At 49.3% G+C, this 18,365-nt stretch carries 14 protein-coding genes; 6 read left to right on the forward strand and 8 right to left on the reverse strand.

The window, feature by feature from the left end; all coding sequences use genetic code 11:
- Window positions 1–93: 93 nt before the first annotated feature.
- Window positions 94–1,563, forward strand: coding sequence for a DASS family sodium-coupled anion symporter (locus tag KBW69_RS10200; RefSeq protein WP_257280811.1), 1,470 nt, complete (start codon window positions 94–96; stop codon window positions 1,561–1,563).
- 17 nt (window positions 1,564–1,580) lie between these two features.
- Here the strand turns inward: KBW69_RS10200 and KBW69_RS10205 are convergent, their stop codons facing one another.
- A complete protein-coding gene (locus KBW69_RS10205; RefSeq protein ID WP_257252458.1) occupies window positions 1,581–1,922 on the reverse strand; it encodes a DUF2956 domain-containing protein in 342 nt (113 codons plus the stop codon).
- A gap of 326 nt (window positions 1,923–2,248) precedes the next feature.
- On the opposite strand from KBW69_RS10205, the gene KBW69_RS10210 reads away from it, so the two are divergent.
- On the forward strand, window positions 2,249–3,859 hold the full coding sequence (locus KBW69_RS10210; protein ID WP_257280812.1) for an F-box/WD40 repeat-containing protein: 1,611 nt from the start codon (window positions 2,249–2,251) through the stop codon (window positions 3,857–3,859).
- A gap of 19 nt (window positions 3,860–3,878) precedes the next feature.
- Here the strand turns inward: KBW69_RS10210 and KBW69_RS10215 are convergent, their stop codons facing one another.
- From KBW69_RS10215 to KBW69_RS10235, 5 genes are all read right to left on the reverse strand, one after another.
- On the reverse strand, window positions 3,879–4,724 hold the full coding sequence (locus tag KBW69_RS10215; protein WP_257252456.1) for a methyltransferase domain-containing protein: 846 nt from the start codon (window positions 4,722–4,724) through the stop codon (window positions 3,879–3,881).
- A 126-nt stretch (window positions 4,725–4,850) separates the two neighbouring features.
- On the reverse strand, window positions 4,851–5,111 hold the full coding sequence (locus tag KBW69_RS10220; RefSeq protein ID WP_257252454.1) for a DUF5062 family protein: 261 nt from the start codon (window positions 5,109–5,111) through the stop codon (window positions 4,851–4,853).
- 72 nt (window positions 5,112–5,183) lie between these two features.
- On the reverse strand, window positions 5,184–5,618 hold the full coding sequence (locus KBW69_RS10225; protein WP_257280813.1) for a DUF962 domain-containing protein: 435 nt from the start codon (window positions 5,616–5,618) through the stop codon (window positions 5,184–5,186).
- Between the two features lie 134 nt (window positions 5,619–5,752).
- The gene (locus tag KBW69_RS10230) at window positions 5,753–6,793 is read right to left on the reverse strand and encodes a peptidoglycan DD-metalloendopeptidase family protein (protein ID WP_257280814.1); all 1,041 of its coding nucleotides are present in this window, start codon (window positions 6,791–6,793) and stop codon (window positions 5,753–5,755) included.
- Between the two features lie 258 nt (window positions 6,794–7,051).
- Entirely contained in the window at window positions 7,052–7,702 is a 651-nt protein-coding gene (locus KBW69_RS10235) for a pseudouridine synthase (RefSeq protein WP_257252451.1), read from the reverse strand.
- Window positions 7,703–7,836: 134 nt separating this feature from the next.
- Between KBW69_RS10235 and KBW69_RS10240 the strand changes: the two genes are divergently transcribed.
- The 4 genes from KBW69_RS10240 (at window position 7,837) to KBW69_RS10255 (ending at window position 9,130) form a co-directional block, all read left to right on the forward strand.
- A complete protein-coding gene (locus KBW69_RS10240) occupies window positions 7,837–8,058 on the forward strand; it encodes a ParD-like family protein (RefSeq protein WP_257252449.1) in 222 nt (73 codons plus the stop codon).
- On the forward strand, window positions 8,051–8,347 hold the full coding sequence (locus KBW69_RS10245; RefSeq protein WP_257280815.1) for a type II toxin-antitoxin system RelE/ParE family toxin: 297 nt from the start codon (window positions 8,051–8,053) through the stop codon (window positions 8,345–8,347). The genes KBW69_RS10240 and KBW69_RS10245 overlap by 8 nt, the downstream gene beginning before the upstream one ends.
- Window positions 8,348–8,444: 97 nt before the next feature.
- Window positions 8,445–8,684: a type II toxin-antitoxin system VapB family antitoxin gene (vapB, locus tag KBW69_RS10250; protein ID WP_257252446.1), complete on the forward strand. Its 240-nt coding sequence runs from the start codon at window positions 8,445–8,447 to the stop codon at window positions 8,682–8,684.
- Window positions 8,681–9,130, forward strand: coding sequence for a type II toxin-antitoxin system VapC family toxin (locus KBW69_RS10255; protein WP_257252445.1), 450 nt, complete (start codon window positions 8,681–8,683; stop codon window positions 9,128–9,130). The genes vapB and KBW69_RS10255 overlap by 4 nt, the downstream gene beginning before the upstream one ends.
- 3 nt (window positions 9,131–9,133) lie before the next feature.
- Here the strand turns inward: KBW69_RS10255 and KBW69_RS10260 are convergent, their stop codons facing one another.
- A complete protein-coding gene (locus KBW69_RS10260) occupies window positions 9,134–10,462 on the reverse strand; it encodes an MFS transporter (RefSeq protein WP_257280816.1) in 1,329 nt (442 codons plus the stop codon).
- Window positions 10,463–10,611: 149 nt separating this feature from the next.
- A complete protein-coding gene (locus KBW69_RS10265; protein ID WP_257280817.1) occupies window positions 10,612–18,216 on the reverse strand; it encodes an AAA family ATPase in 7,605 nt (2,534 codons plus the stop codon).
- Between the last annotated feature and the right edge of the window lie 149 nt (window positions 18,217–18,365).

The following is an 18,365-nucleotide window of genomic DNA, read 5'->3' on the forward strand; positions in this document are numbered from 1 at the left end:
TGAAGAGGGGGATTTTCGATTTTTGGAAGCGGACGGGTGAATAAATCAAGGAAGTAACCGACTTATAAACAGAATACTTCTAAGGAACAGACCATGAGTAAACAACCCTCCTCGTCAGAGCTGGAATCGGGTGCCAACCCTTATATCTGGCTGATTGGGCTCATCGCAGGGGGGGCCCTGTTTGTTATGACGCTGGTGCTGCCTGCGCCCGAGGATATGCCTGTTGCTGCCTGGCACTGTGCTGGGCTGGCTCTGATGATGGCCGTTTTCTGGTCCATGGAAATACTGCCTATCGCAGTGACCGCACTGTTACCGCTGCTGCTGGCTCCGTTAGTTGGCCTGCTCTCTCTGGATAAAGTCGCTTCGGCTTATGCCCACCCTGTCATCTATCTTTTTATGGGAGGCTTCATGCTGGGTCTGGCTATGGAACGCTGGAACCTGCATCGCCGAATTGCGCTTCTGACCATGCTGGCCTCTGGCACCGGTGAGCGTCGACAGGTCATAGGATTCATGCTCACCACCGCTTTTATCAGCATGTGGGTGTCTAATACCGCCACGGCTATCATGATGTTACCCATTGGTATGTCTGTGATCTCAATGATGAAGGAAGAACGGGGCTCCCACGGACATTTTCCTGCGGCTCTGCTGCTGGCTATAGCCTACGGCGCTTCCATTGGCGGCTTTGGCACCTTGATTGGAACACCTCCCAATGCCTTGTTAGCGGCTTTTCTCAGTGAGCAATACGGCATAGAAATTGGCTTTGCCCAATGGATGCTGGTAGGTATGCCTGCGACGCTGTTGATGCTATTGGTCACGGGTTGGTGGCTCAGTTCGGGGGGCTATAAGCTTCGTCCGGGAGAAAATGAATCTGTACGCAAGTCTTTAAAAGAACAATTAGCTTCCATGGGCTCTTTGAGCAGGGCTGAAAAATGGGTAGCAGTGATTTTTACCGCAACCGCATTATGCTGGATCTTCAGACCCTGGCTGTCCGGCTTTTTACCGGGTATAAAGCTTACTGACACAGCTATAGCCCTTGCCGGAGGACTGCTGATGTTCATCATTCCTGTCCGGTGGGGTGAAAAGCTCGATTTTCTTCTTAACTGGAAAGATATTCGCAAGCTTCCCTGGGATGTTTTGCTACTGTTCGGAGGCGGTCTGAGTCTGGCTGCGATTATCCGAAAAACAGGGCTGGCAGAATGGATCGCCAGTAACTTTCAGGTGTTGGATGGATTGCCCACCATCGCCGCCATTGCGCTGGTGGTTTCCGTGATTATCTTCCTGACCGAAATTACCAGTAATACGGCCACTACGGCTGCTTTCCTGCCGCCTTTGGGAGCACTGGCTGTCTCCCTTGGGTTGGACCCGGAAGTTCTGGCTATTCCAGCAGCCATAGCCGCCAGTTGCGCCTTTATGCTGCCCGTTGCCACTCCCCCCAATGCTATCGTGTTTGGCTCAGGTCTGTTATCGATTCGTCAGATGATTCGAAGTGGCCTGATTCTGAATTTGGCGGGTATAGTGATTATCACTGTATTGTGCTCGCTGCTGGTGGAGAGGTTTTTTTAGCCAGAGAACCTGAAGTTTCAGACGCCAGATGCAAAGAAGTAAGCAGCAAACGCTGCCCAGCTCAGGCCCAGTAAAAGCCAGGGCAGCCAGTGCTGTTTATAGCGGGTTACTTCCTCAGTGATCGTTTCAACCTCTGTGGCAGGGGGCTCTGACTGCCTTTTCACTTTTTTCAGGTGTTTATCCAGTTCCCGGGCTTTGGCTTTTTGCTGCTTTTTATAGTGCTCAATGCCTTTTTGGATGCCTTGGGCAATTAGTTTTGTCTGTTCTTTGCTCTGACCGGGCCGCTGAGTGGCCCTGGCCACCGACATGGCCTCTTCACGGGTTTTGGATGGGTCGGTTTTTTTTCGGGGGCTGGCCATATCGTAAGACAGTCTCGGGGCAGGGAAAGAAGAGTGGGATAATAAAGCAAGACTCTGATGAAATCAGCCCAGATCTCCAAGACTCTGTGGTTATGCCTTCTGATCAGCTATAGCCATCTTCCGGGTAGCTACAGAGAGAATCATTGATTGTCTGCTGCCACTGAATGACATCTTTCTTGAAAGTCAGCGCGTGAGCCTGAAGAAATTTTGTTAGTTACGCTTAACAACATGTTATGAACTTTCATTCTGAAACTGCCTCCAACTGAGTACATTATTTTGAACCTCCTTGCTGATCGGAGATAAATACCAGCTTTTCGGAACCAGACATGCATGCGATAAATAATAATCCCCGCACTGAACCACCACTAACGCGAGCCCGGGCTCGCGCTCTATCCCTAACACCAACGGGTAACAATGCGGGGAGGTCCATCACCACAACTGACAAAAAAAAATATTCATTGCAGGATTTACCGTCAGACACACTGTCCATGATTTTTTGCAAATTAAAACTTCGGGATATTCGCAGTTTGCAAAAGGTATGTACCCGCCTTCGCGACGTTGTTAAACAAAATAACGCTCTTGCAAAAGCCTGGTATCGGCAGTTTTCTTTACCGCATCAGGATCAACTAAGGATGACCATCACCACAAGAAATGAGAATCAACTCCGTGCGTGGTTTGAGTCGTTTTCGAATGATCAGGCGTTAGTCACGTCACTTATAGATCGCCGACAGGAGAGTATTTATTTACCTGCGCTATTATTTTTCACCAAAGCTGAGCTGATGTCTAAATGTGAAACATTTGAATTAGTCACTAAAGCCACCATCGACAAAAATTATAAATTTAACTCAACCACCAGCATTTACGAGCGCATGAATATATCAGACCGCAATAGGGTCAAATCAGCCGCACTCAGTGCTGACGGTCGATATCTGGTAACCGCCAATGGCGACCAAACGGCAAAAATTTACGGTCGCAAGACTGATGGAACATGGGAAAAAAAAACCACCATTCCCCATCACGGAGGGCCCCAATCAGCGATTTTCAGCCCTGATAGTCAGCATTTGGTGACCACCAGTTGGAGTGGCACCGAGACTATATATGACCTGGGAAGCAATGAATCATGGGAGCCAGGAACCATCATTTCCCATAGTGCTATGATCACATCAGCCAGCTTCAGCACCGATAGTCGACATCTGGTGACCGCCAGTTGGGATAAAACAGTGAAAATCCATAGCCAGAAAGAGGATCAATCATGGGAGTTAACAGCTATCCTTCGCCGGAGGAATGCTGTCGGTTCAGCCAATTTCAGCACCGATGGCTGCCACCTGATAATCGCCTGTGGGGATAAAACGGCGCAAATCTATAGCAAGAAGGACGATGGATCATGGGAAAAAAAAGATGTCATTACCCATGATGCTGCTGTCTGGTCAGCCAACTTCAGCGCCGATGGTCGTTATGTGGTCTTCGCCAGTGATGATTGCAAGGCGGAAATCTATGAGAAGAAGTCCGATGGATCATGGGAAGAAAATACCATCATTCAACACAGAAAAACTGTCAAATTCGCCACCTTCAGCCCCGATAGCCGACATCTTGTGACTGCCAGTGACGATCGCACAGTGAAAATTTACGGCAGAAAAGCCAATGGGTTATGGGAAGAAAAAGCCACCTTTCCCCATAAATATTGTGCCTTATCAGCCACCTTCAGTCCTGACGGTCGCCATGTGGTGACTAAAGCCTTATATCAAAAAACGGCAAAAATCATTGGTCAGCAGGATGACGGGTCATGGTTAGAAAAAGCCAGCATTGTCCATGATAAAGCTATCACATCGGCCACCTTTAGCGCTGATGGCGGCGATGTGGTCACCTCCAGTGAGGATGGCATCGTAAAAATCACTGAATTACGGGCGAATAATCAATTGTTTGTTGTCAATAAGTGATCCTGTTCCGGGTGTTTAGCTATCCTGCTCGTTGCATTACATAGAGCTTCATATCAAAGCGGCACTGCAAAGCATTCAGGCTGGCGAGCTTTTCTTTCTGGGAAGGTTTGACATGCCAGTAATGTGGGGTCATTGCCAGTAAGTCCATAATATCTGTGGCTGAGTTGAGCTGCATAACACCCTGAACCGCTTTTGTTTCAGTCAGAGTAAAACTTTCAGGCAGTTGATCGAGCAGTTTATCCACAGGGTAAGGTCTGACTGTTTCGTAGATAACCTGACGAAGTTCCAGCAAGTGCTTCTCTCCCGGAGTTAACACCAGCACGTGCCCTTCAGGCTTTAACAGTCGTGCAAACTCATTCCAGTCGCATCGTGAAAATACACTGATGATGACGTCCAACTCCTGATCTTTGACGGGAATGTCATTGACGCTGGCCACCAGCCATTGGACAGCTTGGTTTCTTTTGCAGCAGGCTACAATGGCAGGCTTGGAGATATCAATGCCGGTTACTGAGGCTTCCGGAAACGTCTGTTGTAACCTTTCTGTGTAGTACCCTTCACCGCATCCGGCATCGAGAATAGACAGTTGGCTTACTGAAGGCTTCCCAAGACTGTCCAGAGTATTGGCCAGCGAATCAGCCACCGGCTTGTAGTAGCCCTTGTCCAGAAATCGGGTTCTGGCCTGAACCATTGTTTTATCATCGCCCGGGTTTTTACTGCGCTTTTTATGCCCCGGAAGCAGATTAAAATACCCTTGCCTGGCCCGGTCAAACTGGTGATTCCGGATGCAGCCCAGACCCATACCGGAAGTATGGAATGACTGTGCCAGAGGTTCGTGGCAGACAGGGCAGCGAAGAATAAGGGTCATGATTACCGGTACAGATGAAGTGCGAGCCGAGAAGTTTACTGTTATTCCCGCTTTTTGCCATGAAAAAATGCCCTTACCGCCGGTGATTAAATCAGTTACGGCGGCTCATGGCTGTATTTCGGGCATCTATTTCAACAGCGGATGGTTTTCTGGCAATTGGCGGGATATCCAGAGCGCCAGCTTGCGCTTCATGCTCGGCTCTGATTCTTCCCCTTTCACCAGAGGTTGTATCAGCTTGTCATGAACCAGCAGACGGTAGAGGTATTCAACTTTTTGCTTGGCGGAGTCGGTCGGTTCAAACTGCCCCGCTTTGCGTTTTTGGGCATAAATAGCTCCGACTCTCAGAGCCTCTTTGACCAGTTCACTTTCATTTTTCAGTTTTTTCATTCGCCACCCGGTCGTTTTCTCAAGATTCAAAGACAAGGGTACATAATAGCCCAAGAGATCTCATGCTCCTCCTCATTGGACCTTTAAGCTCAACTTCTTAAACAGAAAACTCAGACACCAGAGTGGCCCGACCAGCAGAAACTGGATGTCTTCGAAGAAGGAGGGTTTTTTGCCCTCTATCTTGTGGCCGACAAACTGGAAGATCCAGGATACAACAAAAACAGCAATACTGACGGTCAGTAAATACTCACTAAGGCTGGCAGCTATGCAGCTCATAGCTGCATATAAAGCGATGATGCCCAGTGTCAAAGGCAGAGAGAGCATGAAGTAGAAAATCAGGGTGATGGCCATGACCACAAAAACGGCGGCAGGGCTGAAAGACCAGACCATGCCAATGATGCTGAACATGATCGCCGGAACACAGATCCAGTGAATTAGCTTGTTGGTAGGGTTCTGGTGGCTTTCGGCGTAAGCATCAAGCCATTCAGTCAGGGTTCGCATTTGCATAGGGGGCCTCATTCTACTGAAACCTGCTAAAGCAGTATTTTTATTATTATCTTTAATTTGCGTAAGACCATCAGCGAACTGAGTGGGCGTGGATGTCAATGGTACCTTGCCGAGTGATGTTGTTCCTAATGATTTTAAAATGCGCCGCGGTTTTTCATCATCAGCCAGTTATCACCAGGACTGGTTTCCTTGCTGGCAAGGAGTAGTTCCTGTCGATTCTGGTTCATCGCTGCGATTATCGGTTTTGTGGCTATTTTAAATTGCTTCAACGCCTCCCCTCGCAAAGGCTTTCCGTTTGGCAGTTTAGCAGTCATAACGTCGACGGCCCTGCCGTCGATTAACAATTCGTAATGCAAGTGAGGACCGGTAGATAAACCGGTATTTCCAGTTTTACCAATCACGTCCCCTTTGCGAACCTGTTGCCCTTCTTGCACATTCAGCTGGCTCAAATGAAGGTACCGGGTGACATAGCGTTTGCCATGTTGCATTTCGATGAAGGTACCTGCCGCCGGGTGATTGGTTTTTGCTTTAACGATGGCTCCGTCAGCCGGTGCATAAACCGCAGTACCTACCGGCACTGCCCAATCTGTTCCGCGGTGCGGGCGAATCTGGCCGGTGATCGGGTGTTTTCTGGCAGGGTTAAACCCAGAGCTGACCTGACTTTTTATACTCAGAGGGTATCGTGAGAAAGAACTGCCGAGTAGTTTCCCTTCCGGCGTATAGTACTTCCCATCGCTGTGACGAACCGCTGTGTAGGTTTTATTCTTCTGATACAGTCGGGCAGCCAGAATGTCACCGCCAAACCCCTGACTGTTTTTAGGGGAGTCGTCAATCAGTAGTTCAAAACGGTCGCCGACCCTCAGATCTTTATTGAAATCAAGCTGCCATCGAAAAATAGTCTCAAACTGCTGAATGACAGAGGCTGAAACTCCAGCTTTTCGCGCACTTTGGTAAAGGCTGCCCTGAATGTTGCCGGTAACCGTTCTGAATTGTTCAAAAGCACTGACTTCATGCCTGTCAATGGAATGAGCAAAAGCAATCTTTGAGAAAGATACTGAAAGGATCAGAGCGGCCGGCAAACTGCGTCCGACTTTGAAATTGAACAGTTTTCCGGATGATCGATTACTCCTGTCCAACAATCCGGTGCAGGCTTTGTAAAATAGATTCGCAGGCATTCATCAGGACCCCGGCTGAAAAAACTGCAGGCAGTATCACAGCCCTTGAAAAAGTGAACTATGGAGAGTTCTCCTTAATAAGCTTACCTTCAGGGAAAGTGATAACAATGACTCTCAGGATGTTTACTGAGCGGGTATCGGACAGAGAAATATAAAAGAGAACGAACGAAGTGATGGTCTCTGAACTCTTGTGCAAGCGGTTGTTCTTCTCGAGGCTTTTACTTAGTTTTTCCTGTAATACCTCAATTCCGCCAGCCTTCAGAAAGGAGGCTGGCTTTCAAACTTCATGGTTTCACCCGTGGCAGGGTGTTTGAAAATCAGCAGGCTGGCGTGCAGGTGCAAACGTTCAGACGCTGTTCTGGCTTCGTCATGAGCATAAAATTCACAGCCCAGAACAGGGTGTCCCAGCTCAGCCAGGTGAACCCTCAGTTGATGAGACCGGCCGGTCACTGGTTCCAGCCAGACCCTGCCATAAGCGCCATCACCCGCCATGAGGTGATAACGGGTCAGAGCCTTTTTACCAAGCTCATGATCGACCATCTGTCTGGGTCGGTTAGGCCAGTCGCAGATCAAAGGCAGGCAAATTTCTCCTGATTTCTGATCCGGCACCCCCCAGACTTCTGCGATATAGCCTTTTTCCACTTCCCGATCCCGGAACTGTCGACTCAGTTCTCTGTGGCTGGCGGCATTCAAGCCGAACACCATCAGTCCCGATGTGGACATATCCAGCCTGTGGACAACTCTGGTTTCCGGCTCAATAGCAAGCAACCGGGCGTGGACACTGTCGTTATGGTTGGGTGGACGACCGGGAACACTTAGCAGCCCCGCAGGTTTAACAACGACCACCAATTCAGCGTCACGGTAAAGCTCCGTCAAAGGTTCCTGGCAGGGAGGTGCGATAAAAGTCATGTAAAAAGGTCAGTGATGAATGAGTGGGCATTATGCAAGTTTCGCGACTTCACGAAAATGGTCAGGGCTTTTGACAGGCATGATGCACATAACTATATTTGTAGCAGTCTGATACAAAAAACAGGATTTGAAACATGCCAAGCAGACCCTTACGACTGGATGAAGAACTGGTGACCGCTGCAACTCTTGTTGGCAAGGTCAAAAAACGCTCGGCGGCAAAACAGGTGGAATACTGGGCCAGCCTTGGCAAGGTAGCCAAGGAAAACCCTGACCTGCCCATTACTTTCATAGAGGATATTCTGGAAGCCGAAGAAGAGCGCAAACAGGGTCTGGTCTCGGAGTACCGTTTTGGCTAAAGCAGAAACGATACTCCAGACAGCCCGGTTTGCAAGAGCCGTGAAAAAACTCAGGCCAAACCAGAAAGCAGATCTTGATACAGCCATCAAAGCCATAGCCGACAATCCCGATATTGGCGATAAGAAGAAAGGCGTTCTGAGCCACCTCCGGGTATATAAATTCAAGATGACAAAACAATTGACCCTGCTGGCCTATTACTTTGACGACGGCGAGCTGGTTCTGGAACTGATCTCCTTTGGCTCCCATGAAATTTTTTACCGGAACCTTGAGCGGCAAGAGCGCCAGTGACCCAAAGCTGTTGATGGCAACCTTTCTGAACATATTGATCTACCGGTTGTCATAGTCTACTGTTTGGGATATACAAATTATATATACAGGGCTAAACATGGAAACCAGCGTATTCAGAAACAACCGCTCACAGGCGGTCAGAATCCCGAAAGAGTTTGAGCTGCCGGAGGGCACAAAGCGTGTCAGAATCTCCAAGCGCGGAGAATCTATTCTAATCACGCCGATAGAAGGGGATTGGGACTCATTCTTTCAGATGATTGATGAAAACGCCGTTGAGTTTGAGCGTGAGCCTCAGCCCGACATGCAGATCAGGGATCTGGGAGACTGGGGCGAATGAAATATATGCTGGATACCAATATGGTTATTTTCGCTATGCAAAAAGGCGACCCCATGCGGGTACGCCAGAAGATAGCCAACCACAGTGGCGATATGTTCATTTCCTCAATCACCTATGATGAGCTGATGTTCGGGGTATATAACTCCGACAGCGAAAAGAGAAAGCAGTGCAAAATCACCATGCTGAATGAGTTCCTGTTGCGGGTTTCCGTTCTTCCCTTTGATGAAAAAGCCGCCGATCATTCGGCCAATATCCGACAGCACCTTTGCTCAACAGGTCAGCAAATCGGTGGATACGATAATCTCATCGCGGGACACACTCGAAGCCTTGGCATGACCTGCGTCACCAATAATACCCGCGAGTTCGCCAGGGTGCCCTCCCTGTCCGTGGAAGACTGGACTAATGAAAAAAAAGCACACAGAAGACAAGCTGGAAGATGCCATTGAGTATCAATGACCGGCAACTTTCTTAACAAAACGAGCAACAAAACGTTCTATAAATTCCGGCACCCGTCTGAAAATAAGGGCACAGACCAGCAAATTAAGTACACCGAGTGTCAGGAAAAATGGTTCAATGGACAGCTGTAGTACCCCCAGGCATACCATGCCAAACAAGGCACTGACCACCATGTAAAATGAATTCTGAACATTCAGGGCGGCGATCGTCTGTGCACGAAGGTTCGCAGGTGTTCTCTGCTGAACCATGGCGTACAGAGGCACAATAAACAGGCCGCTGAAAAAGCCAATCATGCCCAGATCCAGTAATACTCTCAGATTCTCAGCGTTTTCGACAAAAGCACTAATGCTCAGTAAGTTCGTAGTTGTGGCAGGAGTGATAGCAAAATACAAATCGATTCCGAACAGGCTCAGGCCCAGAGCACCGATGGGTACAATACCCGGCTCAACACGGCCTTTGGAAAGTTGTCCACAGAACAGTGAACCGGCAGCGACACCAATAATAAACATCGCCAGCATGATACTGACGACTTCCGGGCTGCCTTTCAAGGTCTCGCTGGCCAGGTTGGGAAGCTGTGTCAGGTAGGCGGCTCCCAGTGCCCAGAACCAGGAAATAGCAATAATGGATTTGTGAACGCTGTCGTTTGATCGGGTTTTCCTGATCATAATCAGGCTTTGCTGAAAGAGGTTCCAGTTTATTTTCAGATCGGGAGCAGCCGCTGTAGCCTTGGGTATAAACAGAGATGCCAAATAACCCAGGATGGCGAACAGAACCACAGAAATGGCTATCCACATAGTAGCATCGGGCTGTTCAGTCAAAATACCCGCACCCAGCGTACCCGCCAGTATGGCAACAAAAGTACCCATTTCTACCAGTGCATTGCCGCCCATCAGTTCGTTTTCATTGAGGTGTTGAGGAATAATGGCGTATTTAACCGGCCCGAAAAAAGCGCTTTGAATCCCCATCAAGAACAGCAGAGCCAGCAGAACCAGATAGTTCTGGGTAAGGATAAAGCCGGAAGCGACCGCCATAATGACAATTTCCAGCAGTTTGATCCGGCGGATAATCATCGATTTTTCATATTTGTCACAGATCTGCCCGGCCGCACTGGAAAAAAGAAAGAAGGGAAGAATAAACAGGCCAGCAGCCAGATTGATGTAAAGATCTGAGTTAAATGGCAGGCTCTCTGCTGCGGCGAATGCCGCCATCAGTAATAAAGAGTTCTTGTAGAGGTTGTCGTTAAAGGCACCCAGGAACTGGGTCAGGAAAAAAGGTAGAAAGCGTTTTTTGCCCAGCAGTGCCAGCTGACTCTGTTGCCCCATGTCAAAGCCTCGTCGTTTGTTATATCCCCGAATTCGCCTCTACAAAAGGGGAAGGTGGCTACTGTCAGATAGCATGACGTGGGGCTATGACAAGTGCAACGTCTACAATCATTTAGCAGTAATCAGGTAGAAAAAATACATCCCTGGTGTTACACCAATGCATTAGAGATCGACTTCAAATTCACGTTGTTAAAAAACTCTTCGGCAATTTTTGTCAGCTCATCGGATTTGAGAATCAGAGCGTCACTGGCGTCGTGCGCCTGCCGTAAATAGTTTTCCTTAATCGCTTGCACAACCCAGTGTGAGTGTTCAATTACCGACATCATGGCATACAGCTCTTCAGGTGAGGATGGAGCATGAGCGCCATAGTTTTCAAAATTCATGCTCGCTCCGAAGGAAGCTTTGGCCCAACAATAGGTTAAACAACCACCTTTCGAGTTCGCCATCCCATAAAGATAATGACTGAAGGCCTGCCAAATCGCTCGACTGCATTTTTTTCTCAAATCATCCAAAAGCTTTCGGTCCTCTGGTGACGCCTCAAGGGACTCTATAATAGGTTTGTACCAGCTTTTGATAGCAAGATTTTTTTTCTCATATTCTTTTTGAGCATGATTTTTCTGATAACCCAAAGTTTTTCTGTGATCCTTTTCCAATGCTTGAATATCAGAGTAGTACTGTTGCTTCGTTGCTTCACATTGATCGACTTTTTCCAGTATCCGTTTCAATTCCGGGCTGTTCTCAACGTTTAGTCGAAACAGGGCTTCGGTCTTTTCAGCCATGCCGGTTTCGTGCCGGGAAGGTTCACCCATGATAATCACCGGGCGGTGGTTACCTTTACCCGATATTAACTGCGGAAAAGCAGGATTGTGCACCAACATACGTTCTATATCGGGAACACCTTCAGGTTGATCTGTCCAGACAGGCTGTATTAATGAGCTGGCAATTTTCTTTTCAAGGAGTCGCGAAAACCCATCATGACAATGAGTCACGAACAGAGTAGCACCTCTGTTCTTTTGGAATCTTTCATAAGCCAGCTGCCATACCTGACTATTTTTTTCTCTGGACAATAATTCCCCGTACCACTTTTTCAGGCAATGGGTGGCTTGAACCTTGAGTTCATCGACATCTTCCAGACGCTCAAGTAACCAATGATGGCAATCGGCTCTCATCACTTCGCTCTCATAGGTCGGCAGCGGGTCCAGCCAACCCGATTCCAGAGCTTCACGGGCAAAGAGAATAAACGAGGGGGTGGCCGGGTCACACTTAGCCAGTGTGTATACCATTGAAGTCAACCACTGGTAACGACTGACTCCAGCCTGATCAATCATTTTTGAATGGAGTAAATTGAGTTGCTCAGTGACCAGATCTTTATCACTGTCGGACAAGATCCGTATGACTGCATCTGACATTGATTTACAGATATGTCCAGGGTAACGAGACACAACACTGACCAATTCCTTCTCGCGATGGCCCAATAAATCTGTTTCCAGCGACTCTAATATTGAGACGCCCAGGGAAAAACCGGTTAAATCCTTTTCTTCCCACAGCTTTCTTGCCACTTTATGAATATCTAAATTGGCTGCTGGCAATGCACTCTCAAGGATTCTGTTCAGCTCCTCAAGGCTGACGCCACAGGCTTTAGCCAGAGCTTGCTGTTGTGCTGAATCAGCACTTTTCAGAATATCCTTCAGGAGAGTCTTAATCTTATTAAACTCACTACTGGAACGACTGAACCTTATGGTGGGCTGGAAATGAGGTATTATTTTTGTTAAGCGTGAAGTTGCTCCACCCAAGTCCACCGACTTCCAGGTTTTGCCGCCATCCCCGGAATACTCGGCAAATCTGTGGATACGGCTTCCAATTTGTCGGCTTGGAATCCCGAAATAACGACAAAAAGCCACAAAGACAGGCGCACGATGACGACAGCTGCCTTGCCGCTTCGTGACGAGGAAATCAAAGAAATTTTTAGGGCGCTCTGGTTTAAAATTACCGGAAAAACTTCGGCAATAGTCCGTGATTGCCTCAACTTTTTGCTCCGTGTTTTTGGCGTTTTCTATTCTCGACAAAATCACCTGTACTTCGGGTGGTTGTTCGTTAGCGTTCTTAAACAGTTTGTTGAGTACTGTTTTCATGCCTTCTGAACAGCAGGCGTCGGAACGTATTGATCGATTGGGTCGTGCTCGTTTAGCAGGTGTTTTTTTGCCCGATTCTCTGTGCTCTATGATATAAGCGCATTTAATACCCTGTCTGGTGCTAGCCTCTGTAAAATACAGCGTGTGAAGCCCGGTATATCGGTCCCTGATGAGGGTGAATGGCAAATCGGGTTCTACACGAAGGGCCACGATGTAATCGTTAGCCTTCAGGCTGGGCAGTGCATATTTGTCGATGTTTGATGGTATCTCAAAGGTTGCCAGCGTTTGATTGCTTGCTAGTGCTACTTCCCGACCATGCTCTGGTAACCGTTCCGGTTTGAGGGTATCGAACCCATGAATGTGTTTGTCATTAATAACAAGCTGTCTGATATCGCCCTGAGCAGTCACATAAACGTCCATTGCCCACCAGCGATACATATTGAGAGGATAGTTCCGCGTATTAAACACTTCACATTGTACATAATGTTGCTCCACCTGGTCCTCAAAGTTCGTGCTCCAGTCTAATGCCGGAGCTTTTTCCCATTCGACTTCTGAAATGTATTGTTTAGGATCGTGATCACTGGCAATAGCCGTTTTTTCGTCAGCTAACGCTTCCTCGGTAAAATCGTCAACCCAACGGTTCGCCATATCACTCATCTGATGCCAGAACGCGGGCCACAATCGAGCATCATCGGCATGCCATGCCTCTATCCGCTGGTCAGCCTCCTGAAGATAACCCCTGGAAGCCAACGTTTGCAGAGTTCGTTTCACTTCTTCCGTCATCTGAAACAGGCTATCAGCGTTCGCGCCCGCCTGGCCATACTCAAGATCGAACCAACGGGTCAGCCAGTGTTGGTAAAGTGCCTGGATTATAATGTCTTCCGACCGACCCGGCCTCAACGGAAGACCGTTTGCTCGCCATTTTGCCTCAGCCATCCGTTTGACGATCTCCGTCCTGATTTCCGTGTCACTCAGCTTGTCCTTGATACGAATTTCATGGCTTTTCTCGTCAATACTGTTGAGATAACTCCGTCGTATTACCCACGGGCGATTAATGCGCGAAAACGTCTGGTTGAACCACTTGCAAAGTTCAATATCAAGCCCACTTTTACCTATGGCAAGAGCCGATGACCCGGGCAGTATCTCCAGCGATGTTTTGGCGGCCACGAGGTAAAGCCGATAGTATTGATTGAGGCATTGATGAAGTGCTTTTTCGGTAAAATCACCCCCTCTGACAACAGCTCTGGCCACATTCTGTAAATCAAGACTGGTCGGCTGCAATGGGAGCTTTTTCCGTTGCAGGTAAGCCCTCAGACGACAATGTAGCTTCGTCAGTTGTTCAGCGATGATTTTCCCCTGCCGGGTCTCTGGCAACACTTTCTCAGCAATGGTCTGCAATTCTGTCGGGCTGTACTGGCGGATGGGTAAATGCCGGAAACGCCCTTTCAGCGCCGGTGATAGCGGTTTTCGACCGCTGTACTCAGGTGGGTTGATGGTGGCAAACAGGTGAAAACCCGGATGGGCGTCACCGGCCAGAATATCATTCAACTCACCTTCCAGGTGCTGGCTGTCGATCAGATTCATTTCTGAAATAACCACGATGCCGCCATGGACTTTTGCCCTCTGGATCTTTTCACACACTTTCTCCCAGGAACAATCACAGGCATTCAGGGGAAAGACCTCTGGCATGGATTCTCCCCGTTGCCTGGTCTGCCGTTTGACACTTTCAATCACCAGGTTCAGCGTGGCATCCTTACCTCGTCCGGCCGGGCCTTCAATGAGCGTCGCCTGACGGCCGTCGTGTTGTCTGTTGAGATGATATGCTTGCTGACACCGGCTTAAATCCTGTCCAAGCTGTTGCACCAGCTCACGGACTGCCGATCCGGAGGTATCAAAGTCCGGTCGGGTTTGTTCGGTGAATGCTTTGAAGGCCTGCTGTATAGGCTGCAGTGTGGTCAGGTTGTGAACTCTGTCGCTCAGGGTGTTGTCCGGTTCGTAACGGGCAGCAAACCAGATTTCCAGTGCTGTCAGGGCATCCTGATGCATCTCGCTGATTTCGGGCTCCAGCACATCCCGGAAACTTTGCCGGACCAAACCGTGCATTTGCATACCGGAAACACTGCCACCGGGTGGTAACGCACGATCCAGATACCAACCCACCCAACTGCAGATATCCGTTAAATCCCTGGGGGTAAATTGATGTTCAGGCAACAGTTCCTGATAATATTCCCAGAGTGTCATTACACTCTCGGTGGCACTCAGCGCAATGTCGTCTATTTGCGGTCCCGGCAGATGTCGTTGTAACTGTCTGTGCAGAGCCGGTTCCACCACTCTGTCGCGAAGGAAAGCCAGGTCCAGTCGGGGGTAGTATGCTCTGGGCAGTTTCTCTTTCAGGGCCGGGTCCAGCTGGCGTCCGGCGTAATAATCCGGGTTACCGGTGAGAATGATCCGGTGTTTTGGGCTGACCTTGACAGGATGACCATTCACATAGATGCAGGGTTCCGGCTCCCATAGGCCGTTCAATGATGCCAGCAATCCGGCTCTGGCCAGGTTGGCTTCATCCAGAATAAGAGTTACATATTCTCCGTCTTTGTCGTGTGTTGTTTTGGCCCATTCCATCAGCGTCCGGTTTTGTTGTTTCATTGAGCGGTCGCCATCGGCGTGTTCTTGCCACTGCCAGCATTTCAACAGGGTTTGTTCGCTGTCAGAAGGTCCAAGAGAAATGACCGAAGCCTGTCCTGAGGCCTTAGCCATTCTGGCGGAAAAGTAACTTTTTCCGGTGCCGGTTTCCCCCTGCAGGAATATAACGGGAGAGTCCGTCAACCGATCATGGAGTCGGGACAATCGACGGCTTTCACGATCTTTCTGATTCAACTCGCCGTGATAAAGATCACGCGCCAGCAGTGACAGGGGCTTATCAGCGGAACCCTGCCATTCCAGTGATTCAGACAGTCGATGCTCTATACGTTCAATGCCTTCTGCCTCAGAATTCGCTGTTCTGGCCATCTGAAAACAATCGCTGGCCAGAGTGTGAATGGCATCGGATCGGGTTTGCCCTGATGGCAAAGGTAGCTGCCAGCCAGAAGCCAGTGCATCTTGCAAACGTTTAATCTGTCTTGCTGGCCTGATGACCAATGCCTGATAGGGCTCTGCTTTCGACGGATCGACTGCCAACTGATACGCCATTGCCTCTCGTTGATCTTCAGGGGCGTGGGCCACGATCATGGCACTGAGCCTGTCCAGATATTCTTCTTGAGCCAGCCATGATGTAAATGGGGTTTTATAGGAAAGTTGTAATCCTTCAAATCGGCTGTCCTTAAAGACTGCCGGGTCAAAGGCTCTGGCCAGTGACCATAGGTTCTGTCGCAAAAACTTTCGATCTAACGGTGCAGAGCTGTTGATGATGCTGTTTAACCGATCCGGGTCTACCGAGCCAGTTTGACCCCTGTCGGGCTTCTCATGGGCATCCGGTTTTTCATTGGCATCCGGCAGTAACTGCCAACAGGCCACTTTCATAAAATCACGCACCGACGGATTCTGCCGGGTGCCATGGGTGACGACGCTATTGATGGCCTTGCGCCAGTGGCAGGGCAGGAGCTGTGGCGACTGGTCAACCTGCTGTGCCCGCCGGGCAGCCAGCATCAGGTTATTCAATAGTCCTTCGGTCATTTCAGGCAGAGGGTCACAAAGATCGTCAGGCAGGGTTTTAAACGCTTCGTAAAGCGAGTGAAGTGCTCGTTCCGGCAGCTCAGCCCGGGGGATATCATGCTTGTCCCCATTGATAGCCCAAATATCAACCTCAGGACAGGGTTTGCCCTTGGCAACCATTGACCTGAATACCGAAGATGGGCTTTCTGCAGACTCGGGCCAGACTACGGTGACTTGAGCTTGTGGGTAGGCCTGTAATTGGCCATTCACTAACAGAGGTTGCCCGATCACCAGAGGTTCCAGAAGCTGCTGAAGTGCTGGATTACTGTCCAGTCCCCGCAATACGACTGGCTTGCCAGAGGTTAATGCCTCCTGCAACTCAGTCTGACGTCGTCCAAAATGTGCCTTCTGTTGTGAAGTGATATGGATGTTATCAAACAGCTGGCTGAGGCTGGTCTGTTCATTGACCTGAATGACCAGAGGTGCCTGCTGGTGGTTGATCCAATGACTGGCCTGAGCATCTTGCTGATACGTGATGCTATCAAAGGCGGTGAGAGCTTTTATTGAGTGCTCATCGTTTTCTCCGAGCCCCAGGGTTTTCGGCTGCCGTTTTGTATGAGCCACCTGAAGTCGGGGCTGCAGATCGGTTGTCTCGCGAATCGTCTGCACTGAACCCAGTAAACAAAACCAATGTGCCTCAGTGAGGGGAGACGTGACGGTGACGACACCACCCGCCCGAACTTCTTCCAATAGATTGATGTTGGGGACTGCATAGCCTTCCGGGGCAACGGCAATCGGGTTCAGCCATCCCGAAATATTACTTTGGTTAATGATGATCGGGGGAGCTGATGGGAGCTCTTTGACACAGGAGTGGGACAAGCTACGGAACAGTGAATGAAGCTCGTCCTTCTCCAGGGGCATTTGATAAAACTGAACATCGTCGGGTAACTGACAGAGCTTGCCATTGCTCTCGTACCACTTTTGCGCAAGTATCTGTCGAATTGCCTGTTCAAAGGCCAGATCCTGCCAGTCGGCCCCTTTCAGAATCACCCGCTGTCCAGCTCTTAATGACTCAAGCCTGCCGGGGATATGCTGGATTCGTCCTTGTTTATCTACTCCGGGTCCACCCAAAAGCAAGTGTCGCCAGTTAGTGTGCATGTGGCAGTCAATTAAAACGGTATTGTCGTCATCCATAGCGCTTTCGGCGCCGGGGAGTTCAGCCAATACCGGAGGAACCTTGCTGATGTCCATCGCTCCGCCATCGTCGGTCTGTGCATCAAACTGCCAGGTATTTTCCGGTCGATTAATTCGCCGCCAGAAATCAGCGCCCGGAGCCTTGACACTCTGACCAACCAATTCCAACTGCTCAGGGTTTGCCACAACCAGCAAAGCAACATGCTCACCCAGAGGGCGCTTCTTCTGTCTGGCTTTGTCGTAGAGACAGGGGCTATCCGGGTCCAGTAAATCGTTAAATTTCGGAAGCTCCTCACTGGTGAGCTTGCGGATATCCATCACCAGAGTGAGTGGCTGTGTCCCTTCAAACAGCTTGCCTGAACGCAGAGAGTGGCGACCATCCTCGGCAATGCTCAAGCGGGTCACCAGATTAGCCTGTGAGAGGTCATCGGGATGGGAGATAAGGGTGACATCCCGATGTTCATCGCCGGCCCGAGCCACTAAAAGCTGTCGAACCTCATCATCGCCGGCGACAAAACGAAAATCGAAGGAATGAGAGGCACCGGGGAGCAAGGAATCCGTTGAGGATACGGTTCTGTTTTTGTCAGGTGACGCAATCGGAGGTGGTGATATGGTTAGTTTGGAGGTCAACTGATTGCAAATTTCTACCTTCATACTTGATGATGACTCCAGCTTTGCTCTTTTATCTGGCACACCACCATCAGACACGGCGATATCAGACACGCCACTATTTAGAGTTAGAGCACGTTTGTTCATTGCCCCACCAATCGAACCATCCATAGTCGATCTCCTTCATGTCATCTCAAGGACTGTATTGAAATTGTTTAACCCTCTGACTTTCAGATTGGATGAAAGTTCCATTTGGATAGACACGCGTAACTATCAAAATGCGACGCCCTTATGGAATATTCATGAAGTGTGGTAAACAG

The sequence above is a fragment of the Endozoicomonas sp. ISHI1 genome (genome assembly GCF_024606225.1).
Lineage (GTDB): Bacteria > Pseudomonadota > Gammaproteobacteria > Pseudomonadales > Endozoicomonadaceae > Endozoicomonas_A.